Raw genomic sequence first — 23,998 nt, forward strand, 5'->3', positions numbered from 1 at the left:
AGCTCCCTTATTTTTTTATAAATGGAATGATTGGCTTAAATATGGCTAACGTGGTCTGTTTTACTGCCTCAAGAAAAGGTGCATCAAGCTGATGAAATACACGTTGAATATAGATATCATTCATTTCACCTTCTCGGTTATAGCTATCGGTTAAATATTGCGTTAATACCAATTCTGCCTTGTTTTGTATCTCTTCATCATCAAATAAAAACGTCTGTGTTTTTTTATCGAAGCAAGCTTGTAACCAAGCCCAACCACTGTTGGCGAATAAGGCTAAAGGTGTATTCATACCTGTTTGATAATCTTGGATCAATCTTTCAAGGGTTGAATACGCTATATCCGCAGACACCGGTGATAGACACCATTGCGACTCTTTTCTACCATAAAAACGGCTTTCGCCAGTTCCACCACTTAAGCAGTACACGAGATGTTCTATCCATAATTGCAGTAGATCATTAGCTGTTAATGTGGCGGGTCGCCAACGGAGTAACCCATCGGCTTGTACTTCATTTAAACGACCAATTAATGGGATCGTATTAAATTGGTATTCTATTGTGACAGAATGGGTTGCTAAACGTTCACTTCTGACTTTTTCGGCTAAAGGTTGCAACGTTTCTATTTGTTGCTCCCAATAAATTTGACCAAACGCACTAGCTGGTAATTTTCCAGCAGCTTTAATGCGTTCATAAAGTGCTTCTGTTGATGTCCCTTCGATTAAGGCTTTTAATAACCATTGGTTTAATAGATAACGTTGTAATGCATTAATGACAAAAGGCTCTTCTTCCGGTAGCTCGGTCTCTTCAATAACAAAATTCGTTTTTAGACTTTGCTGGAAAAAAGCACGTACGGGATGGCGATAAAAGCGTGATAGTTCATCTAAAGAGACTTTCTCAATTTTTTTATTTAATGGCGTTGAAAATGCTTGGTGAGCAGTTCCTTTCCCACTTGCTGCCGGTAACCATTCAGCGGCATAAGAGCGATATAGGGCATCCGTTTTAAAGTTTTCTGGCGCAAAAGGCACTCGACTATGTTGGGTTAATAAGTGGCTGATGATACGCTGCGCACTGTCATCAACATTTAATGATGCATCTTCCCTTAAACGGAAATTTTGCCCAATATAATCTTGTAACTCTTTAATCAATACCGAAGGATTACATTCACGATCGTCACGAATAGATTTACCAATATAACTGATATAAAGGTATTTTTCTGCTGAGCTTAATGCTTCTAAAAACAGGTAGCGATCATCATCACGACGTTTTCTATCACCTCGACGACGTTTTTCTGCCATTAAATCAAATCCTAATGGCTGAATATTACGTGGGTAGATCCCATCATTCATTCCCAATAAACAGACTGCTTTAAATGGAATTGAACGCATTGGCATTAAGGTGCAAAAATTAAGGCTTCCGGCTAAAAAGCGTTGGCTAATTTTCTCATCATCAAAACGCACTGTAAGTTCATCGCGGATCAGCACTAATGGAATTTCATGTTGATAGTGCGCCTCTAGACCATTTTTTATCACCTTTTGCCACTGTTGTGTGATAAGCGCCAATACCAGCTCTGTCTCTTCATCAGTGTCAAAAAAAGCATCAACAAGCTGTTGACCGATATCAAGCCACTCTTCTAAGTTGCGAGTTTCGCTTAATCGTGTGCGCCATTCACTTAAGGTATATAGAAAATCTGCTAGATGCCCTGCTAACTCAGCGACTAGGCCACTTGATTCATCGTAAGGCAATACCCCTTGCCACGGCCCTGCCTCACTGTCCATCGCATAACCAAGAAGCATCCTTAATAACCCAAACTCCCACGTATTTTTTCCTGTCACAGGTAATAAAAAGGAGGCCACATTTTCATCATCTAATCCCCAACGTATACCTGACTCTTCAACCCAGCGCCGTAGTAGCTTCAACTCATTTTCAAAAATGGCAAAATGTGCAGCTAAGGCGGGTACTTCAAGTAATGCAAGCACTTGCTCTGCGGTAAAACGGCTTTGAGGTAATTCTAATAAAGTGATAAAAGCTTGTAAGACAGGATGTACTTGGCGAGCTTTTCGGTCTGAAATGGCAAAAGGAATATAACGCTCTGCGGGCGCATTACCAAATACGGCTTGAATATAGGGCGTATAGCTATCAATATCCGCCACCATAACAATAATATCTCGCGGTAATAAATCAGCATCTTGCTCGAGGAGATGCAGTAATTGGTCTTGTAATACCTCGACTTCCCGTTGTGGGCTATGGCTAGCATGAAAGGTCAAAGAGCGATCATCATTGGCGATGATCCGTTTTTTTTCACTACTTTGGTAATCCTCAAGCGTCTGACCTATTTGTGAAAAATCCTCTAAATCGAGTATATCGGCCTGAAGTTGATGTAATAAATTATCTCTTGGTATATCAACAAAAGCATCTAACACATCGCTATATTCAAGCTCAGAAAGAAAATAGAGATTATCTTTACCTAACTTTCCCCAAGACGCTAATAGTGGATTGCCGACATTTTGCTCCCCTTCTTCATTAAATAGTGTCGATGCATTTTGTTCATCTTTAAACCAAGGTAGTTCATGAAGTTGCTGATAATGTCGAGGCTTTCTACTATTTAGACGAGCGAGGAATTTTGGATCTTGAATATCTCCCCAGTAATAGCGGCAAGGATTAGTAAACAATAAATAGATTTCGGTATGTCTGCCGATTGCTTGCAGTGCTTGCAAATAGACTTGTGGCAATGCTGAAATACCACAAATAAAAATACGCGATGGAAAACAGTGCGCAAGCGCCCCTACTGGCGCATCATTCAAAGTAGAAATAAATTGTTGATAAAGATTAGCACGATGCCATTTAGGTTGCGCAAGATCTTCTGTATAGCGTTGCAGTGCCAACCACAGTGTTTTTTGCCAATATTGATTGTCACTCAAGCCATCAATTAGTTGATCATTTTCCCATGCCGACAACCAATCAGGACGATAAACCAGATATTGGTCAAAGAGATCCGCCACACGCCCCGCTAGTTGATGTAATTTACGTTTGTCTTCATCATCTTTAAGATAATGTCGCAAGGGTTTAAATGCCGGATCATCAAGGTAATTAGGCAATAATGCCATTAGTTTCCATGTCATGGCATCTTTAGAAAACGCACTTTCTTTAGGTATACCTGATAATACCCGAGTAAACATTTCCCAAATAAAAGTAGCGGGTAATGGATAACGGATATTAGCAGCAATACCCAAACTTTCTGCTAATTGGATTTGTAACCACTGCGACATTCCGGGACTTTGCACTAAAATCACTTCTTGCTCAAAAGGCGATGATAGTGGCCGATTTTGCATAAAATGTACCATCAGTGATTTAAGTAGTGATAATTGATTTGAATGGTAAATATGGAACATCAGATCCTCATTTTATTAATCACATGACCAATGGTATAAGCGTGTCACATAACCTGAATGGTGGGTTATCGATCCCTCTATTTTTTGACAGCCTTCCGCTTCAATAAGTGATTGTGTCATTATTTTAAGGTTATCAACAGAGTTGAATGACATTTGCCCATAAAAAGCAAAAAGAGACGCTCCGGCTTGTTGGATAGCCACTAAGCGCTGAAAATCAACTTTTAAGGCTTGGCTATACCCTATAATAGCGACAAAGCTAATATTAAAGAATAGCAATACTGACACCATATTAATTAGCATACTATCTTCTTTTCTTTCATGATTAATTAAGTATTTATTATCAAATACAGCCTTCTTTAACTAGTGGACAGTAGTCTAGCCAACCATTATGTTGGGCTTCAATATGCAGTTTTTCCTTACCAACCAGATTAATCCATTGATAATGAGATATCTTATCTCCGCTATGACTTTTAGCCTCTCCGAGTAGTAAAGCGCTTGTCTTTCCTCTCAAAGAGAAACAGCTTTTCATATTAGACTCAGCAGTAAAAGTACGACATTGCCATTGGTAAAGACGAGAAGGCGATAAATCCCATGTTAAGGTCATTCCCCATGACAACGCAGATCCAGCGAATAAAAAGGTCTGCTTTGCTTGTAACTCTTGCATCACCATTAATTGACATTGACGATAATGATAAGCAAAACTTGTCAGTAACGATAAACTTATCACCATAAAACCTACTGCAGCCATCAGACCGATGACACCCTGTTGCTCCTTTATTGTTCCCTGTGTCGTTATCACGAAATATTCCTTAATAGTATTGATGTTTGATAGTGTACTTTTAGGTTAATATTTTGTTTTGCTTGGAATTTTAATGATAATGATAGATAGTTAAATGCACGTTTTTTTATTGGAGAATAGTGTGTATAGGGAGTTAAGATAAATTCTGTCACCTCAATTTCTTCTTTTTCGAAGATCTGTTGCCAACCTGTTGAATCACAATTTTGCACACCACGACGTTGTTCAAGCTGACCGTTTTTTAATCTAAAACCAAAGTAATCACTCTCTTGTTCTTCTGGACTCTCCCAATGGCCGTTATTGTTCATATCGTAAACAAACAAAACACAAGAGCCATGAGGGTGATAAGGATAATGACCTATTTTAAGTGGTACAGGTAAAGAAGCCTTTTTAACAGTGCAATCACCATTGCAGTACCCTGCTCGCCTTAATTGCGTCTCCAGTAACTGCAAACGCTGTTTTAGATAAATCTCTAAACGATATTGTTGATAAGAAGAAGTTAACTCATTGATAATATAAGGATAAGCACGTCCAATACAAACTAATAAAATACTACTTATCGTCATCACAAAGAGGCACTCCATCAACATAAAACCCGCAAAATCATGATGTTGAATAGACAAAGGACGCTTTAGCATACTGAAAATGCCTTTATTGTCTGACTGCACGCTCGAATACGCCCTAATGAAGAGATAATAATTTTGACCTCTTCATCACCATTTGACAGCACAAAATGCATCGGTCGTAATGTTTGGCGTAAGCCACAAAATGTAAAGCGTGTTGCTGTAGAGCGAATAAGCTGATTGTTTAACCCTAATTGAATACTTTCTTTGGTTGTGGGTGTTGTTAACGATTTTGCCTCTAATTTATTAATAGGTGATAGCCACAATACAATTTGCACTTTGCAATTAAAGAGCAGTGAGCGTTGTTGTTGATAAGCTAAAAACGCCATCACTTCTCTTACACTTTGAACTAACTGGCGTTGGCGTAACAACTGATGATATGAGCTCAAGGATAAAGCGCTCAATATTGCTACTATAGCCATAACAATAAGCACCTCGAATAAGCTACTCCCTAAATGTTTAGAGTGGGAATAATGATTGCCTGTCATCCATGCCTCCTACTTGTTTTCCTTGTCATTGTTACTGTTTTATCTCAATAACAATGCAGGCAAAAACCAGATAGGTAAATAAAAGCTCATCAAATTTAAGAGAGGTTACGCAATACGATATTTTTTTAAGTTAATAACAATAAAATGACGATTTTTTGATATCAAAAACCCCCAATAATTAAATTCAACTATTGGGGGTCACTTCAAAGGTTCGGGCTTAGCTGGAGTGCTACATTTCAAATTTTTTTACTGGCTTCGGATCTTTACTTCCATAAATATCTGTTTGGATAGTGACTAGCAGTTCATGAAGAGTAATTTGTAAAAATTCAAGAAAATCTGGGTGAAGGAGAGTTCTATCTACGACAGACACAGGTAAGAATCGCTTCATCTCTCCCTTAAACTTTTCACTCGCAACCAATGCAGGCAAAGACTCAATTCTTGCTTGCAACCATTCCTCAAAATGCTCATTGAGCTTATAATCGGCAACCTTTTTCATTACCAGTTCAGCGTCTGGTTTAACCCCTTTCTGGTGCAACCACACCAAATCCCACATATCTCTATACCGAATACGTGAGGTTGTTGCTGGGAATGAAACCAATTTATCAGCCATGACCTCCGTGAGCTCTTCCACTCTAATAATCAGGTCAGAATAGCCACTAGGAAGCTGCTCATAGTTTTTAACAAGCGTTCGAAGGGTGTTGGTGTATGCAGGAATGTTGGCTATTTCCACTTTGATCTTCTGCTTTGGTAGGTCTTTTTTTCCTGGATTGGTAGTCACTGATATTTGCCACTTATCGACTTTTACATCTGCATAATCAGGTTCTTTTCTTAGCTCTTTTGGCTCTTTAACCACAACCTCCAAGCCATATCGTTCACCAACATATTTCTCAATACACGCTTTAATCTCAAGCAGTTGCGCTGAACAGAAGTCACGACCACCAGCAAAGTCCAGATCTTCACTAAATCTGTTTGATCCATAGCAAAGCCTAAGCGATGTACCGCCCTGAAATGTGATGTGCTTTAAAAGCCCTGTGGCGGAAAGAGCATAAAGAATGTCATAATGTAGCAATTCTTTTTCCACGACAGGCCTGTTCGCGCCGTAATCCTTTTCGATGACAATGCTGTCAACTAGCTCATTAAAATTGACAAAATCAGACATAGTTTAATTCCTCACGTTGGATGAGGTGTGTATTTCTGCCAACCTTCATTAGATCCTTAATGGCAGTCTCCTTTGTTGCAATTCTTAATGGCCCCCTTCCTTCCACCGTAGTATTGAGTATTTCAAGAGGCTTCTTGGCAGTATGGGTAACCTCAATAACGCCCCAAGGCGTTACAAACTCTCCAGACCGGCCTGTGGACATAATCGTAAGTCTGTCGATGGGGATCTGTGAAATTACACCGTACTGAGATAGAGCGGATTCCAAACTAATGTAGTTGTAGTGGCCTCGTCGAATATTTTCGGCCAGACGTTCTAAAGGGTAAGGCCCCAATGAACCTTGAGTATAGATATATACACCTTTTGATGCTCGGCGTAGCACATCATGCGCGATCAGCCGGTCAACTGATTTTTGTAATGTTTTCGGAGACTCATCAGGAAAAAGCATTTTTAAATCTTTGGTGAGGAAGATATTTCTACCTTGCTTACTGAATTTGTTAAAAACATTAATTGCTCTTATTAACTCCATATCAACCTCTACTAAATCACCCCCAACGAGGGGTTATTTTGTATATTTGAGTATAGTACATTACCTTGATATACAAATAAACCCCAATAAAGGGGGTGTTTTGTATATCAAAACCCCCAATAATTAAATTCAACTATTGGGGGTTATTAAGTGTTAAACCAAATCAGTGAGTTAAACTACACCGTAAACGGGTATTTTATCGCCTCGTGACACTGATAACCTTCAACACTAAAGTCATCTGTCGTGACCCAAGTTTCTATATCATCTAATGTCTTAATGTTTGGATTAATATGTAGCTTAGGTAATGGCAATGGCTCTCTTTTTAGTTGAACATCACGCATCAGAGGTAATTGGTTCTCATAAATGTGAGCATTAACTATCTTATGGAATGCTTTACCTGGTTTATGCCCTGTGATTTGAGCCACCAGCGCTAATAATACAAAGCATTGAATTTGATTAAAATTCAACCCTAATGGGACATCACAGCTACGTTGATATGAGGTTAAATAAAGCCTGTCACCGAGCAATGAAAAAGTATGTGTATGCATGCATGGACGTAAACACCCTAACGCTGTTTCTCCGGGATTATAAAAAGTGACTATCTCACCACGATCGTCAATACCGTTAGTTAAGTTATCTACCACTTTACGTAATTGATCAAAGTGCGAGCCATCAGGGCGTTGCCATTGGCGTCCTTGAACACCATAGACTCGGCCCATATCATCTTCACCCTTACGATGCGGATTATTTAACCATGCGCTATTTTCATTAGCATTCGCGTTCCACGTATTACAGCCAATAGCACGAAATTGTGCTGCATTATCATAACCACGTAAGTACCCTAATAGTTCCGCAATCGCGGCTTTGTAAAAACTTTTACGCGTTGTTATGAGTGGAAATTGGTTATTGGCAACATCATATTCCAGATCGGCATTTATCACCGTTAAACAACGGGTTCCTGTCCGTTTATTATCAATCCATTCACCTTCATCGATAATGCGTTGACACAATGCCAGATACTGCTTCATGTAGTCTCTCTTTTTTGTTAGCTAATAATAGTTAGTGTGTTGTTGGCGTCTGTGGAGTGGCTTTATCGCGACGATACGCCCACACCATAAAGATAATGCCTAATATTATCATTGGAATGGAAAGAATTTGCCCCATGCTGATACCGCTAAATAAACCTAATTGCGCATCAGGTTGGCGGAAGAATTCAACAATAATACGGAAAGCACCATAACCAATTAAGAATAACCCCGATACACTGCCCATAGGACGATTTTTGCGCACAAAGATATTCAGAATAATAAATAATACCACGCCTTCTAGGAACATTTCATAGAGTTGCGATGGGTGGCGAGGCAATACGCCGTATTGCTGAATGATAGGTAATAGTGTAGTGGGATCTTGCGCGACAAGCTGTAGATCTTCTGCACGGGAGCCTGGGAATAAAATCGCCCACGGGGTATCTAAGGTGACTCTCCCCCAAAGCTCTCCATTAATAAAGTTACCAATACGTCCTAAACCTAAACCAAATGGAATTAATGGAGCAACAAAGTCTGCGACTTGAAAAAAGTGACGTTTAGTGCGACGAGCAAACCAAATCATGGCGCAGATCACCCCAATTAAGCCACCGTGGAAGGACATTCCGCCATCCCAGACTTTAAATAGGTAAAGTGGATTATCTAAAAATACCGGTAAGTTATAGAATAAAACATATCCTAGACGCCCACCAATAAACACGCCCACAAACCCTACATAAAGTAATGTTTCGACTTCACTTTTTTGCCAACCACTGTTAGGTTTTGCCGCTCTGCGGTTTGCTAGCCATAATGCAAACACAAATCCAATCAAATACATCATGCCGTACCAGTGCAAAGATACTGGCCCGATAGAAAACATAACTGGATCGATTTCTGGAAATTTAAGGTAGTTTATACTCATTCTTCCCTACTTCACTTTATTAATGATTTTCTATCTATGGGTCGATGTGGATAACCCCTTAGACAAAAAGTTTATACGAAGGCCTATCAGATACCTCCGCGAATTAATCCACCTAATCCTTGTCTTTCCATAAAATCAGCAGACAATTTTTTTATCTCTATTGCCGTTTCAGCTTTCAACACCTGTTGCATAAAAGGCTGTAAGATAGCAGGATCTAGATGGCGCAATAAGTATTTTACCCTAGGTAAACTACGGCCACTCATGCTTAACTGACGAAAACCTAGCCCTATTAGTAGCAATGCCCCCATCGGCGTACCCGCCATTTCACCACAAACACTGACTGGTAACTGATAACGTTGGCATTCTAAAGCAATAATATTAAGCGAACGCAGTAATGCAGGATGCAAATTATCATAGAGCAGTGCTACATGGGTATTATTACGATCGACTGCAAGTAAATATTGCGTTAAATCATTGGTACCAATCGAGATAAAATCTACTCGATGTGCTAATTGCGGTAACATAAAGACCAATGAGGGGACTTCAAGCATGATCCCCACAGGTGGTAGAATGCATTCGCATTTCATTTCTCGGCTAACTTCAGCACATGCTCTTAGTAACAATGCTTTCGCTTCTTCAATTTCATCAATACTTGTCACCATCGGCAACAATATTTTCAAATTTTTAAATTCAAGATTAGCTTTTAACATCGCTCGTAGTTGGATCAGAAATATTTCTGGCTGATCGAGTAATATTCTGATCCCCCGCCACCCTAAACAAGGGTTCTCCTCATTTATCGGCATATAAGGAAGCTGTTTATCTGCACCTATATCTAAAGCACGTAGTACGACGGGTTTATTGGGAAAAAATGATAAGATTTCACGATAACGGTTTTTTTGTTCATCTTCGGAAGGAAAACCGCTTTGTAACATAAAAGGGATTTCTGTGCGATAAAGACCGACACCATCTATGCCAACGCTAATACGTTGTTCATATTTAATGCTTAGCCCTGCATTTAATTGCACACTGATGGATTCACCATTTTTTAATACCGCTTGCTGTTCAAGCTGCTCTTCAGCAAGTTGACTCAATACTCTTTCTTCATCAATAATTTGCCGATATTCCTGCATGATAAAGGGTTCTGGTTCAATAAAAATCTCACCACGATAACCATCAAGAATCAGCATTCGGTTGTGAAGTAGCTCCGGTTGAATATCTGCCCCCATAATGGCAGGGATCCCCATTGCTCGAACTAAAATCGCTGAGTGTGAATGAGTCGCACCATCACGAACTATCACCCCCGCCAGTTGTTGTTCTGGCAACTCAGCCAATAGATTGGCACTAAGCTCATCCGCCACAAGAATAAAGCGATCTGGCCATGTATTTGTCGTGCTGAGATCATCATCTAAATGAAATAGTAAGCGCTGACCTAATGCTTTTAAATCTGAAGCTCGTTCTCGCATATAACTATCTTTAAGACTTGAGAACTGTGCAGAAAACTTCTCTATCACCACTTTTACTGCCCACTCAGCAACATAGCCTTGTTGTATAACCCCAGTCATTTTTTGTCTTAATTGGGGATCGTTAAGTAAATGCGAATAGAGATCGAAAATAGCCGCACTCTCTTTTTGTGAATTTGCCATAAAGCGCTTACTAAAACGGCGACACTCCGATGTCGCATCTTCTAAGGCGACCGTTAATCGGTTTAATTCACTTTTTATATCCAGTGCGCTGGCTTTAAAAACATGATCTAAGGTTGGCTGAGACATCTCTTGCCAACCATATGCCATCACTACCCCCGTAGAAACGGATAGGGCTTTAATACGGCTTTGACGATATTGTCCAAATAATCCTTTCGTTTGCACTTGCGACAATATCGCCCCTAATTGGGTGGCCAGTGTCACCATAAAAGATTCTTCGCTTTCATTAAATAAGCGTCGCTCTTTTTGCTGAACCACCAGCACCCCAAGTAACTGACGACGATAGACAATGGGCACGCCGAGAAAAGCGCGCAGATCATCCTCTTTTACTTGTGGCAGATAGGTAAAATTAGGATGTTCACGAATATCAGCCAGATTAATCAGCTCAGAAAGACGTCCTACTTCACCCACCACCCCCTCATCAAATGAGAGGCTGACGGCACGCCCTTTCGGCTTTTTCAATCCTTTTGTGGCCATTAAATAGAAACAGCGATGAGGAATATCGGCAAGATAAATAGAACACACATCCGTGTGCATAGCTTGACACGTTTCTTTCACTAATAGTTCAAGTGCTTCTGGCAGACTCGCTGCCATAGCCACTTTTTCTACAATTTCCCGCAAACGTGTCAGCATAGTGTTATCTAATACCTTTTACGGCGATATCCATAGGAAGGACGAGACATAGACACTTGTTCTTGTAATGGCATAACTACTGGTGCGAACTCTTTCATCACGCGACGATATACATCTCGCTTAAAAGAGACGACTTGACGAACAGGATACCAATAGCTAACCCAACGCCAACCATCAAACTCTGGCGTTTTGCTCTGCTGAACATTAATGTCCTTGTCGTTACTTGTTAACTGCAAAAGGAACCAACGCTGTTTTTGTCCAATACAAACAGGTTTTGTGTCCCAACGCACCAAACGCTTAGGTAACTTGTAACGTAACCAGTTACGCGTGGAGGCAAGGATTTTAACATCCTTACGACTTAATCCAACTTCTTCGAACAACTCACGATACATGGCTTGTTCTGGTGATTCTCCAGGATTAATTCCCCCTTGAGGAAATTGCCATGAATGTTGTCCATAGCGACGGGCCCAAAGCACTTGCCCTTGCCGATTACAAATTACAATCCCCACATTCGGGCGGTAGCCATCATCATCGATCACCAGACTACCTCAATAACCAAACTTGAAAGATAACTCATTGTTTCATACTACCCACAAACGGTAAACCACTATCAACAGACTTTGCACAACGTGAGTATTTATCTACAATGGGAATGTCTCAACGGGGTGCTTTTTTTAAGCTGAGAAAAACTCGTGGAACCTGATCCAGCTAATACTGGCGTAGGGATTTGAGTCAGGATGGCGCAATAATAACTCATTTGCCTCCTCACTCCTCAGATCCTACTTGACTTTTTACTGAGGAAAATAGCGTGTTAATAAATTCTCTTCGTTCAACTCTCTTATTCAGTGCACTAGGTTTGTTCAGTGCTTTTGCCACAAATGCACAACAAACCAAACCCACACTTACCGTCTATACCTATGACTCTTTTACCGCGGATTGGGGGCCTGGTCCGGCAATTAAAAAAGCATTTGAACAACAATGTGATTGTGAGCTAAAACTGGTTGCCCTTTCGGATGGGGTTTCTCTCCTTAATCGTTTACGTATGGAAGGGAGTAAAAGTAAGGCAGATATTATTTTAGGGCTAGATAACAATCTTATTCATGCGGCAAAACAGACCGGACTTTTTGCACCAAGCAATATTGATACATCAAAACTAGCATTACCTGAAAAATGGACTGATGACACTTTTGTGCCTTATGACTACGGTTATTTCGCTTTTATTTACGATAAAAATCGTATTACTCATCCCCCTAAAAGCATGGATGAGCTGTTAAATAGCCAACAGCCGTGGAAAATCCTTTATCAAGATCCACGTACCAGTACCCCCGGCTTAGGCTTAATGTTATGGATGCAATCACTGTATCCAAACAATACCGCTGAGCAGTGGCAAAAATTGGCGAATAAAACACTGACAGTAACCAAAGGCTGGAGTGAGTCCTATGGCTTATTCTTGAAAGGAGAAGGGGATTTTGTGCTTAGTTACACCTCATCTCCGGGCTACCATATTTTGGCTGATAAAAAAGACAATTATGCGGCAGCTATTTTTGATGAAGGACACTATTTACAGGTAGAAGTTGCAGCCAAGCTAAAATCCAGCAAACAGCCAGAATTAGCTCAGCAATTTATGCAATTTATGCTAACCCCCGCTTTCCAAGAAACCATCCCAACCACTAATTGGATGTATCCTGTTATTGATATGCCACTACCTGAGGTCTACTCCGTTATGCCTAAACCGCAAAAGTCATTACAATTTGATGCTGATGTGGTAGCCAAAGAGCGCCAAACATGGACACGTAATTGGCAATCTGCGGTTAGCCGCTAATGGGTAAATGGCTTATCCCGGGGCTATGCGCCTCGGGATTATTACTTACCGTCGCCCTTCTCTCCTTCGGTGCTTTATGGTTTAACGCGCCAAGTGGTGATTTATCGACTATTTTTGCTGATAGTTACCTATGGCATGTGGTGCGCTTTACTTTTTGGCAAGCATTTTTATCCGCGCTATTTTCCATTTTACCGGCAATTTGGTTAGCAAAAGCGCTCTATCGACGCCAGTTTGTTGGCAGAACGCTCTTTTTACGCTTATGTGCAATGAGTTTAGTTCTACCGGTGTTAGTGGCGCTATTTGGCATTTTAACTGTGTATGGTCGCATGGGGTGGCTGGCTCAAATATGCCAATGGTTAGGGATTGATTACCATTTTACGCCTTATGGTTTACAAGGCATTTTACTCGCACATATTTTTTTCAATATGCCACTGGCTACCAGAATGTTGTTACAAGCCTTGGAAAGTATTTCTACCGAGCAACGCCAATTAGCATCACAATTGGGAATGAATGGCTGGCAACGTTTTCGTTTTCTCGAGTGGCCCTATTTATGGCGACAAATCCTGCCTACTGCATCACTGATTTTTATGCTCTGCTTTGCAAGTTTCGCGACTGTATTAGCGCTGGGAGGTGGGCCTGCGGCAACAACTGTTGAATTGGCAATTTATCAAGCATTAAGTTATGACTACGATTTACATCGTGCAGCGCTATTAGCATTAATTCAGCTATTTTGCTGCTTAGGATTAGTACTTGTTAGCCAAAAATTAAAGGGAACACTCTTTGTCGGTAGTCATCAAAAACTAAGCTGGCGTGATCCTAGCGACTCATTAATCAATAAAATAACGGATAGTTTAATTATCGTACTTGCTATGCTCTTTTTACTTCCTCCGTTATTAGCGGTGATAAGTGATGGCTTAAACAGTCAATTATTAGGTGTTCTACAACAGCCGGTACTTTGGCAAGCCTTTACAACATCATTAATTATTGCACTTGGCGCTGGGGGACTTTGTGTTATTTTAACGATGATGTTGCTCTGGAGTAGTCGAGAATTACGCTTACGCCATTTTAAAAAGGCCGGACAAGCGCTGGAAATGAGTGGACTCATTATTCTGGCTATGCCGGGCATTGTATTAGCGACGGGCTTTTTTCTATTATTAAACAGCACAACCGGATTACCTGAATCTCCCTATCTTTTAGTGATCCTCACTAATGCGCTTATGGCTATTCCATATGCTTTAAAAGTACTTGAAAACCCAATGAATGATATTGCAGCCCGCTATAATCTATTATGTGCTTCCCTTAATTTGCGAGGTATTAATCGTCTACGTTGGATAGAGCTACGCGCTTTGAAAAAGCCACTATCACAAGCACTGGCTTTTGCTTGTGTCATTTCCATTGGTGATTTTGGTATTGTTGCCTTATTTGGAAATGAAACTTTTAGAACATTACCTTTTTACCTCTATCAGCAAATCGGTGCTTATCACACACAAGATGGCGCTGTCACCGCGATGCTCCTTTTGCTGTTATGTTTCACGCTTTTTAGCCTTATCGAACGCGTTTCAGGAAAATCCTATGATTAAGTTAGAGCAGCTTTCTTATACCTATGAGCACCAACATCTGACCTTTAATTTAACGGTAAAAGCGGGGGAGCGTATTGCTATTTTAGGTCCCAGTGGTGCAGGTAAAAGCTCATTACTCAGCTTAATAGCGGGTTTTCTGCCCTCAGAGTCAGGCTCGTTATTTTTAAAAGGGAAAGATCATACCAAAACAGCCCCTGCCCAACGCCCTATCTCGATGTTATTTCAAGATAACAATCTTTTTCCTCATCTCACGGTAAGACAAAATATTGGTTTAGGGCTAGATCCAGGGCTAAAGCTCACTGTGGCACAGAAAGCACTATTAGAAAGTCGAGCCAAACAGGTTTCTTTAAGTGATTATCTAGAGCGTTTACCTTCACAGCTATCAGGAGGTCAACGTCAACGAGTGGCAATTGCCCGTTGTCTGGTACGTGAACAGCCTATTTTATTGTTAGACGAACCTTTTTCCGCCCTTGATCCCGCATTACGTATCGAAATGCTGACATTATTAGAACAAATTTGTGATGAAAAAAATCTCACTTTACTCATGGTGTCTCACAGCTTAGAAGATGCTCATAAAATCGCACCAAGAGCGCTTGTTATTGATAATGGCACCATTGTCTATGATGGAAATACAGCGTCATTAATCAAAGGCGAAGTGGATCAATCACTGCTGTTAGGGATACCTTTTAATTAATCTATTGAAATATAGCGATATCGAAAGAAGCTTATTCCCCCCTACAAGCCTCTTTCGAATATTTCGAATACTTGACTATTTTTCGAATATTTCAGATAATCTAGTTATTAAAAAGGGGGAAATACTAATGAATACGATAAGTGAGAGACTTAGTGCTGAAGATATTGCATTAGCAAAATTAAGTAGCCAAGAGCTATCCGCTGTTATGGATATTAATGGCAAAACGCAGAAGCTATCCATTATAGATAAGACGGGTAATAATCATATTGTACAAATACCAAATAGTGCATTACGCCTAATGATTGAAATTCTTACTCAACTAGGGCAAGGGAATACTGTTAGTATCACACCAATCCATGCTGAGCTAACGACACAGGAAGCGGCTGATATACTCAATATGTCCCGTCCTACATTTGTAAAATTATTAGATACACGAGCGATACCCTACTCTAGAAAAGGAAATCGTAGGAAAGTTGCTTATGCTGATATTGTTGCTTATAAAAATGAATTGGAGCAAAAACGACTTGATGCCCTTGCTGAATTATCGCAATTAGATCAAGAAATGGATATGGGGTATTAATGACAAACTATACTGTTTTGCTTGATGCCTGTGTCATGTATCCAGCCCCTCTTAGAAGTTATTTAATGTATCTTGCTAATACTGGTTTATTTAGAGCACGTTGGAGTAATCAGATCCATGATGAATGGATCACTAATTTATTAGTCAACAATCCAACATTAACAGCTGAGCGACTAATACGAACCAGAGATTTAATGAATGCACATGTTCCTGATTGTTTAGTAGAAGGCTACGAACCGCTTATTTGTGGTTTAAAGCTACCTGATCCTAATGATCGTCATGTGCTAGCAGCAGCAATAAAAGGGCAGGCTCAAGCTATAATTACATTTAACTTAAAAGATTTTCCGCAAAAATACCTTAATTCTTTTGATATTTCAGCTATCCATCCTGATGAATTTTTGAGTGACATGTTTGAATTAAATCCTAGTAGCTGTATTAAAGCGGCGCAACAACATAGACAAAGCCTAAAGAATCCACCAATGACCGTAGAGACCTTTTTAGGCTGTTTACAAAAGCAGAAATTACCCCAGTTTATTTCCCATTTACGGGCATTCCAGATATTATTATAAGTACATCAACCCGTGTAATATCCCATTTCCTATCATAACAAGGCTATGATTAATATTATAATTAATAGTTAACGATCTCTTTTTCAAGCTTCAATATCTCGCTTATTAGGAAATTATGACAATTCACACAGAGCAAGGCTTTATTCTTACCCGCCATTGGAGTGATACCCCACAAGGTATCGCTGTCTCCTATTGGTTGGCGACAGAAAATGGACCGCGTAAAGTCACGGTTGCAAAGCAGTATGCTATTGGTTTTGTTGCCCAACAAAATGAAAGTATATTACGCTCAGTGGTTGGTCATAATCGCGATATTGATATTCGTCCTCTGGCGTTAAAAGACTTTGAAAGACAACCTGTTTTGGGGGTTTATTGTAAACAATACCGCCAACTTACCCAGCTTGAACAGCAATTAAAACAGTATAATATTCGCCTGTATGAAGCCGATATCCGCCCACATGAACGCTATATGATGGAGCGTTTTATCACCGCGCCTGTATGGTTTCGTTATCAAAATAGTCATACTGTCACGCTAAAACCTGCCAGTGATTATCGTCCTACATTACGTACCGTCTCTTTAGATATTGAAACCAGTGAGTTTGGTGAGCTTTATTCTATTGGATTAGCCGGTTGCGGTGATAACGTTGTTTTTATGCTTAGTGACACCCTCCCAGAAGTTCAAGAAAGCCAACAACCTGAAGGCTATCGTCTGTGCTATGTAAGTAGTCGATTACAACTCCTTGAAAAACTAAATGCTTGGATACAAGAGTACGATCCTGATGCGATTATTGGTTGGAATCTTATTCAATTTGATTTGCGTATCTTGCATACCCATGCTCAGCGTTACGGGATCAATTTATTATTAGGACGACAAAATACCCCATTAGAGTGGCGTGAACATGGCTTTAAAGCGGGGCACTTTTTTGCCTCAGCACAAGGGCGTTTAATTATTGATGGTATTGATGCTTTAAAAATGGCGACATGGAATTTTCCCTCTTTTAGCCTAGAGTCAGTTGCTCAAACACTGTTAGGGGAAGGGAAAGCGATTGATACACCTTATGCCAGAATGGACGAAATCAATCGCCGTTTTAAAGAAGATAAGCCCGCCTTAGCGTATTATAACTGGCAAGATTGTGTCTTGGTTAATCGTATCTTTGATACCACACACTTAATGGAATTCTTATTAGAAAGAGCCAGTGTAACAGGACTGGCAGCAGATAGAAGTGGTGGCTCTGTCGCAGCATTTACTCACCTCTATTTACCCTCAATGCATCGTCTTGGTTATGTTGCCCCCAATCAGGGTGAAAAACCCGAAGAGCATAGCCCTGGTGGTTTTGTCATGGACTCAACACCGGGTCTCTATGACTCAGTGGTGGTACTGGACTATAAAAGCCTATATCCCTCTATTATTCGCACCTTTTTAATCGATCCGGTGGGAATGATTGAAGGTATGCATCACCCTGATAGCACACATGCCGTTCCCGGTTTTCGTCAAGCGTGGTTTTCACGAGAAAAACACTGTTTACCCACCATTGTTTCACAAATCTGGCATGAACGAGATAATGCTAAACGTCATAACAACGCCCCGCTCTCTCAAGCATTGAAAATTATTATGAATGCTTTTTATGGTGTATTAGGCTCGGTAGGCTGTCGTTTTTTTGATCCTCGATTGGCTTCATCAATTACTTTACGTGGTCATGAAATTATGAAAAAGACCCGTGAATTAATTGAGTCAAAAGGCTATCAAGTGATTTATGGTGATACTGATTCTACTTTTGTTTGGCTTAAAGCCGCTCATAACGAAGTACAAGCAGAGCAGATCGGTCGTCAATTAGCGCAAGATGTTAATCAATGGTGGAAAAGCTATCTGACTGAAACTTACCAGCTTGATAGCCAATTAGAGCTTGAGTACGAAACCCATTATCGCCGATTCTTGATGCCCACTATTCGAGGTATGGAAACCGGAAGTAAAAAACGTTATGCAGGACTAAGTCATAATAAAATGGTGTTTAAAGGATTGGAAACAGTCAGAACAGACTGGACACCACTGGCGCAAGCGTTTCAAAAAGAGCTTTATACACGCATCTTTAATCAGCAACCTTATCAACAGTTTATTCGTGATTATGTTGCTGATACGCTATTAGGAAAATATGATGATAGACTGGTTTATCGAAAAAGATTGCGACGAAAATTATCAGACTACCAGCACCATATCCCCCCTCACGTCAAAGCAGCTCGATTAGCGGATGACTATAATCAGTTACAAAATAGGCCGCAACAATATCAGCAAGGCGGTTGGATTAGTTATATAATTACTCACTTGGGGCCAGAGCCGTTAGAGCATATCACTTCGACACCTGACTATGAACACTACATTAATAAGCAATTAATGCCGATAGCAGATGCTATTTTGCCATTTCTACAAGATGATTTTTCTACCTTGTTAAATGGGCAAATGACGCTCTCTTTTTAAGATGTGTTATTTTGCAGGTGACGGCTTGCTTTGCATCTATTAACATAACGCCCCTTTGGTGATAATCACCTTTTTTCTCATCTTGAGAAAGATACTATTTTTTATCCCGTAGATTGGATGACAACACCGCAATACTGCATTCATTAATAATGATTTTATAAATTATATATTTGAGAGCTGAGTTTATATATATGCCTTTTACTCTTGGTCAACGTTGGATTAGCGATACAGAAAGCGAACTTGGACTAGGTACTGTTGTGGCAATTGATGCCCGTATGGTGACCTTACTTTTTCCTGCATGTGGCGAAAATCGTCTTTATTCCCGCCATGATGCCCCAATAACGCGGGTGATGTTTAATGTGGGGGATACTGTCACCAGTCATGAAGGCTGGAAGCTCGCCATCGACAACGTTGTGGAAGATAATGGCTTACTTATTTATCACGGCGTACGTTTAGATACCGAAGAGCCAGCACAACTGCGTGAAGTATTCTTAGATAACAAACTCACTTTTAATAAGCCACAAGATCGTCTTTTTGCTGGTCAAATAGACCGTATGGATCGTTTTGCTTTACGCTATCGTGCGCGTAAATTTATGAGCGAACAGTTTAAGCAAGCACAAAGTGGTCTACGTGGTATTCGCGCAAGTCTTATTCCTCATCAGCTCTATATTGCGAATGAAGTGGGTAAACGTCATAACCCACGTGTTTTATTAGCGGATGAAGTTGGGCTGGGTAAAACTATCGAAGCGGGTATGATAATCCACCAGCAAATCATGGATGGACGCGCTGAGCGTGTTTTAATTATCGTTCCTGAAAGCTTACAACATCAGTGGTTAGTTGAGATGTTACGTCGTTTCAACCTACGTTTTTCACTGTTTGATGATAGCCGTTATAGCGAATCTTTATTAGATAGCGATAATCCTTTCGAAACAGAGCAGATGATCATTTGCTCATTAGACTTTGTGCGTAAAAACAAACAACGCTTTGAACACCTTGTTGAAGCGACTTGGGATATGTTAGTTGTCGATGAAGCCCACCATCTGGTATGGAGTGAAAAGGCACCAAGCCGAGAATACCAAGTTATCGAAACGCTGGCTGAAGCGATCCCTTCTGTATTGTTATTAACCGCAACACCGGAGCAACTTGGTCAAGAGAGCCATTTTGCCCGCTTACGTTTGCTCGATCCTAATCGTTTCCACGATTACAACGAATTTATTAATGAACAACAAAAATATCGCCCCGTGGCCGATGCGGTAACCATTTTGCTTTCAGAAGATGATTTAAATAACGAACAGCAAAATAGCATCAGTGAGATGATCAGCGAGCAAGATATAGAGCCGTTGCTAAAAGCCTCTAATACCCAAGGTGAAGAGCGTACAAAATCTCGCCAAGCACTTATTCATATGTTGATGGATAGACACGGTACGGGTCGTCTGTTATTTCGCAATACTCGCTCCGGCGTCAAAGGCTTCCCTAACCGACTGTTGCACGCAATAAAAATGCCACTACCAACTCAGTATCAAACCGCCATTAAGGTGGCTGAGATTATGGCAGCGAAAAAGAGCCTCGAAGTACGAGCAAAAGAGATGCTCTATCCTGAACGTATCTACCAAGAGTTTGAAGGTGAAAATGCCACATGGTGGAACTTTGATCCACGCGTTGAATGGCTACTAGGCTTTTTAACCGCCAATCGTCATGAAAAAGTATTAGTCATTTGTGCTCAAGCCGCCACAGCATTGCAATTAGAACAAGTTTTACGTGAACGTGAAGGTATTCGTGCTGCAGTATTCCATGAAGGGATGTCTTTACTTGAACGAGATCGTGCAGCCGCTTATTTCGCCTCAGAAGAGGAAGGCGCACAAGTGTTACTATGTTCTGAAATCGGTTCAGAAGGGCGTAACTTCCAATTTGCTAATCAACTAGTGATGTTTGATCTCCCCTTTAATCCTGATTTATTAGAACAACGTATTGGTCGTCTTGATCGTATCGGTCAAAACCGCGACATTGATATCAGTGTGCCTTATCTTGAAGGAACCGCTCAATCTGTTCTATTACGTTGGTATCACGAAGGGTTAGATGCATTTGAACATACCTGCCCGACGGGTCGTACAATTTATGACAACGAATATGATGCGCTAGTCAATTATCTTGCTCAACCTAATGAACTAGGTGATTTTGATAAGTTTATCGTTTCTTGTCGTAAGCAACATGATGAGATGAAACTCAAACTAGAACAAGGTCGTGACCGTCTATTAGAAATGCACTCTAACGGCGGTGAAGTTGGCGTTGAGTTAGCGAATAAGATTGCAGAGCAAGATAACGATCCCGATCTGGTTAACTTCGCCTTAAACTTATTTGATATTGTGGGCATTAACCAAGAAGATCGTAGTGATAGCTTAATTGTATTAACGCCATCAGATCATATGTTAGTTCCTGACTTCCCTGGATTACCGCAAGATGGTTGTACAATTACCTTTGATAGAGAGCACGCACTCTCTCGTGAAGATACGCAATTTATCAGTTGGGAACATCCTATTATCCGTAATGGTTTAGATTTAGTCTTATCTGGTGATACAGGTAGTTGTGCGGTTTCTTTATTGAAAAACAAAGCATTACCTGTAGGTACGCTATTAGTTGAACTGATTTATGTCGTAGAAGCGCAAGCCCCTAAACATCTTCATTTAACTCGCTTCTTACCGGCAACTCCAGTACGCTTATTACTTGATTTAAAAGGTAATAATCTTGCATCACAAGTTGAATTTGAAAGTTTTAACCGCCAATTAAATGCGGTAAATCGCCACACATCCAGCAAATTGGTCAATGCGGTACAAAATGAAGTTCATCATGTACTAAAAGCATCTGAATCCTTAATGGAAGCGGAAGCGAAAACGCTAATTGAACAAGCGAAGCAAGAAGCTGACAACGCATTAACACATGAGTTATCACGCTTAGAGGCATTACGTGCCGTTAACCCAAATATACGTGATGACGAAGTTGAAGCAATTGAAAATGAGCGTACGCATATTCTTAACCACTTAGATGAAGCGACATGGCGCTTAGATGCGATCCGTTTAATTGTTGTTACCCACCAATAATCACTGTTAAAACGGGGGAAAGCTTTATCTCCCCCGTTATTTTGCTGAGATATCCACTATGATGGAAGTTTATAACCCCCCCACTGATCCTTGGTTACACGTTTTATATCAAGATGAGCATATTATTGTTGTTAATAAACCCAGTGGATTGCTATCTGTACCCGGCAAAGCGCTAGAACATCACGACAGCATTATGTCGCGTATAAAAGCCGATTTTCCTGATGCGGAATCTGTTCATCGCCTTGATATGGCCACGAGTGGTGTGATGGTTGTTGCGCTTAATAAAGCCGCCGAGCGTGAATTAAAACGCCAATTTCGTGAACGAGAGCCGAAAAAAACCTATATTGCCCGTGTCTGGGGAAAGCTTGAAAAACCACAAGGATTAGTTGATCTGCCGTTGATCTGCGATTGGCCTAATCGACCTAAGCAAAAAGTATGTTATGAAACAGGAAAGTCTGCACAAACTTTTTATGAAGTGTTGGAATATGAAGAAAATGCAACGCGGGTAAAACTATCACCAATAACCGGACGCTCCCATCAGCTACGGGTTCATATGCTAGCATTAGGTCATCCTATTTTAGGGGATCGTTTTTATGCCCATCCGCAGGCAAGAGCACTCGCACCTCGCCTGCAGTTACATGCTCAGGAATTATTTATTACGCATCCGGCCTTTCATTCACCGATACATTTTGAATGCCTGGCAGATTTTTAACCTGTCTTACGACACTAAAACGGTCACCGAACTTAGTGAAGCAAGGAGCAGACAGAGCGCTAATCCTATTACCCCAACAAGAACACGGACGTTTGACATTGATATAGTTCCTTTTATAAGAGAATGAGAGTGAAATAATTAAATTTCACTTATATTTTACCGTGACAAATAATAATCTCAACTAAGACTGAGTTATCTTCATCACGGATTAATTCTCTCTTTTCTCATCTTTATTTACAAGATGTTAACGAAATCCTTTTTCTTTTTTAATCAAATCGTAAGCAACTTGGATAGCTTGTGCTTTTTGTTTTGCAATTTCCATCATCTCCGGTGGTAAACCTTTTGCAACCAATTTATCAGGATGATGTTCTCCCATTAATTTTCGATAAGCTCTTTTTATTGTTTTAACATCATCCCCCTCTTTAATACCTAACACTTTATAGGCGTCAGAAAGCGTTGGGCCTTGAGTTTGTGGCTGATAATTTTGCCCTTGTTGATAATGAAAACTTTGCCCCGCCTGCATCATGGCTAATATATGTTCAAAACGGGCGCGAGAAAATCCGAGCTCATCAATAATAATAAACAGCATTTTACGTTCGTTAGGATGTAACTGCCCATCAGCAAATGCGGCTTGTAATTGAATTTCCAGAAACATCTGCAGTAAATCACGGCGACCGGCACAAATTTGGCGAACACGTTGTAAGGTGGCTCTAAGTGGGAAATCAACCTCTTTACCTTCTCGAAACGCCTGTTGTGCTGCTTGACGTGCTGCCCCATGTAAATTCATTCTATCCATTAACGTACTGGCTAATGTGATATCGGTTTGTGTCACTCGTCCTTTGGATTTGGTTAAATGCCCTAAGACTTGGAATGTGGCAGCAAAGAAATAGGCTTGTCTATCACGATTATAGCGCCCACCATAGCTTAATTTACTTCTTTGTACGTCATAAAGGTGTCCTAGAAAAACCCCAATCACAATGCCCCAAAAGCCGATCCCGGCAAAACTACCGATGATAAGGCCTAATAATTTTCCCCAATAGCGCATAGACTCCTCAAATCTTCAATGCCCTGCTCACAATTTTGCATTATCATACTATTCATTTGCTTTCACACCTAACATCAAGCAAGCTCAAATAAACTTTTTCTTAAAATGATGAGGTTTTCGCTAGCTGCTTGCACAGAGATAATGCTGTTTTCGTTTAAATTGTGTTAAAGTAAAATA

20 protein-coding genes and 1 riboswitch are annotated in these 23,998 nt (G+C 40.4%); of the genes, 8 read left to right on the plus strand and 12 right to left on the minus strand.

What is annotated here, in order from left to right; all coding sequences use genetic code 11:
* Window positions 1–7: 7 nt before the first annotated feature.
* From recC to rppH, 11 genes are all read right to left on the minus strand, one after another.
* Window positions 8–3,385, minus strand: coding sequence for an exodeoxyribonuclease V subunit gamma (recC, locus tag PMI_RS11430; RefSeq protein WP_012368316.1), 3,378 nt, complete (start codon window positions 3,383–3,385; stop codon window positions 8–10).
* Between the two features lie 15 nt (window positions 3,386–3,400).
* The gene (locus tag PMI_RS11435; protein ID WP_004245514.1) at window positions 3,401–3,685 is read right to left on the minus strand and encodes a hypothetical protein; all 285 of its coding nucleotides are present in this window, start codon (window positions 3,683–3,685) and stop codon (window positions 3,401–3,403) included.
* A 40-nt stretch (window positions 3,686–3,725) separates the two neighbouring features.
* Window positions 3,726–4,184: a DUF2509 family protein gene (locus tag PMI_RS11440; RefSeq protein ID WP_012368317.1), complete on the minus strand. Its 459-nt coding sequence runs from the start codon at window positions 4,182–4,184 to the stop codon at window positions 3,726–3,728.
* Window positions 4,181–4,819 carry a prepilin peptidase-dependent protein gene (locus PMI_RS11445; protein ID WP_004249492.1) on the minus strand — a complete coding sequence of 213 codons (639 nt, stop codon included), beginning with the start codon at window positions 4,817–4,819 and terminating at the stop codon, window positions 4,181–4,183. Before PMI_RS11445 ends, PMI_RS11440 begins: the two co-directional genes overlap by 4 nt.
* Window positions 4,813–5,292 carry a prepilin-type N-terminal cleavage/methylation domain-containing protein gene (locus tag PMI_RS11450; RefSeq protein WP_012368318.1) on the minus strand — a complete coding sequence of 160 codons (480 nt, stop codon included), beginning with the start codon at window positions 5,290–5,292 and terminating at the stop codon, window positions 4,813–4,815. The genes PMI_RS11445 and PMI_RS11450 overlap by 7 nt, the downstream gene beginning before the upstream one ends.
* Window positions 5,293–5,521: 229 nt before the next feature.
* Window positions 5,522–6,451 carry a nucleotidyl transferase AbiEii/AbiGii toxin family protein gene (locus tag PMI_RS11455; protein ID WP_004245519.1) on the minus strand — a complete coding sequence of 310 codons (930 nt, stop codon included), beginning with the start codon at window positions 6,449–6,451 and terminating at the stop codon, window positions 5,522–5,524.
* Window positions 6,444–6,977 (minus strand): type IV toxin-antitoxin system AbiEi family antitoxin, encoded by a 534-nt coding sequence (abiEi, locus tag PMI_RS11460; protein ID WP_004245520.1) that lies wholly within the window; start codon window positions 6,975–6,977, stop codon window positions 6,444–6,446. Before abiEi ends, PMI_RS11455 begins: the two co-directional genes overlap by 8 nt.
* A gap of 176 nt (window positions 6,978–7,153) precedes the next feature.
* Window positions 7,154–8,005, minus strand: coding sequence for a thymidylate synthase (locus PMI_RS11465; RefSeq protein ID WP_004245521.1), 852 nt, complete (start codon window positions 8,003–8,005; stop codon window positions 7,154–7,156).
* A 31-nt stretch (window positions 8,006–8,036) separates the two neighbouring features.
* The gene (gene lgt, locus PMI_RS11470; protein ID WP_004245522.1) at window positions 8,037–8,921 is read right to left on the minus strand and encodes a prolipoprotein diacylglyceryl transferase; all 885 of its coding nucleotides are present in this window, start codon (window positions 8,919–8,921) and stop codon (window positions 8,037–8,039) included.
* 86 nt (window positions 8,922–9,007) lie between these two features.
* On the minus strand, window positions 9,008–11,254 hold the full coding sequence (ptsP, locus tag PMI_RS11475) for a phosphoenolpyruvate--protein phosphotransferase (protein ID WP_004249490.1): 2,247 nt from the start codon (window positions 11,252–11,254) through the stop codon (window positions 9,008–9,010).
* 8 nt (window positions 11,255–11,262) lie between these two features.
* Window positions 11,263–11,793 carry an RNA pyrophosphohydrolase gene (gene rppH / locus PMI_RS11480; protein WP_004245524.1) on the minus strand — a complete coding sequence of 177 codons (531 nt, stop codon included), beginning with the start codon at window positions 11,791–11,793 and terminating at the stop codon, window positions 11,263–11,265.
* A gap of 112 nt (window positions 11,794–11,905) precedes the next feature.
* Window positions 11,906–11,998, plus strand: a riboswitch (TPP riboswitch).
* Window positions 11,999–12,062: 64 nt separating this feature from the next.
* On the opposite strand from rppH, the gene thiB reads away from it, so the two are divergent.
* From thiB to rluA, 8 genes are all read left to right on the plus strand, one after another.
* Entirely contained in the window at window positions 12,063–13,076 is a 1,014-nt protein-coding gene (gene thiB, locus PMI_RS11485) for a thiamine ABC transporter substrate binding subunit (RefSeq protein ID WP_004245525.1), read from the plus strand.
* Window positions 13,076–14,656: a thiamine/thiamine pyrophosphate ABC transporter permease ThiP gene (gene thiP / locus PMI_RS11490; protein WP_004245526.1), complete on the plus strand. Its 1,581-nt coding sequence runs from the start codon at window positions 13,076–13,078 to the stop codon at window positions 14,654–14,656. Before thiB ends, thiP begins: the two co-directional genes overlap by 1 nt.
* Window positions 14,649–15,350: a thiamine ABC transporter ATP-binding protein ThiQ gene (gene thiQ, locus PMI_RS11495; protein WP_004245527.1), complete on the plus strand. Its 702-nt coding sequence runs from the start codon at window positions 14,649–14,651 to the stop codon at window positions 15,348–15,350. The genes thiP and thiQ overlap by 8 nt, the downstream gene beginning before the upstream one ends.
* A gap of 127 nt (window positions 15,351–15,477) precedes the next feature.
* Window positions 15,478–15,930 (plus strand): helix-turn-helix domain-containing protein, encoded by a 453-nt coding sequence (locus PMI_RS11500; protein ID WP_004245528.1) that lies wholly within the window; start codon window positions 15,478–15,480, stop codon window positions 15,928–15,930.
* Window positions 15,930–16,499, plus strand: a complete 570-nt coding sequence (locus PMI_RS11505; protein ID WP_004249488.1) for a PIN domain-containing protein — start codon at window positions 15,930–15,932, stop codon at window positions 16,497–16,499. Before PMI_RS11500 ends, PMI_RS11505 begins: the two co-directional genes overlap by 1 nt.
* Window positions 16,500–16,614: 115 nt before the next feature.
* Window positions 16,615–18,969 (plus strand): DNA polymerase II, encoded by a 2,355-nt coding sequence (locus tag PMI_RS11510; RefSeq protein WP_012368319.1) that lies wholly within the window; start codon window positions 16,615–16,617, stop codon window positions 18,967–18,969.
* A gap of 191 nt (window positions 18,970–19,160) precedes the next feature.
* A complete protein-coding gene (rapA, locus tag PMI_RS11515) occupies window positions 19,161–22,064 on the plus strand; it encodes an RNA polymerase-associated protein RapA (RefSeq protein ID WP_004249485.1) in 2,904 nt (967 codons plus the stop codon).
* A 58-nt stretch (window positions 22,065–22,122) separates the two neighbouring features.
* On the plus strand, window positions 22,123–22,776 hold the full coding sequence (rluA, locus tag PMI_RS11520) for a bifunctional tRNA pseudouridine(32) synthase/23S rRNA pseudouridine(746) synthase RluA (protein WP_004245532.1): 654 nt from the start codon (window positions 22,123–22,125) through the stop codon (window positions 22,774–22,776).
* Between the two features lie 244 nt (window positions 22,777–23,020).
* Here rluA and djlA read toward each other — a convergent pair whose 3' ends face one another.
* Entirely contained in the window at window positions 23,021–23,821 is an 801-nt protein-coding gene (gene djlA, locus PMI_RS11525) for a co-chaperone DjlA (protein ID WP_004245533.1), read from the minus strand.
* Window positions 23,822–23,998 lie beyond the last annotated feature (177 nt).

The sequence above is a fragment of the Proteus mirabilis HI4320 genome, assembly GCF_000069965.1.
Taxonomy (GTDB): Bacteria; Pseudomonadota; Gammaproteobacteria; order Enterobacterales; family Enterobacteriaceae; genus Proteus; species Proteus mirabilis.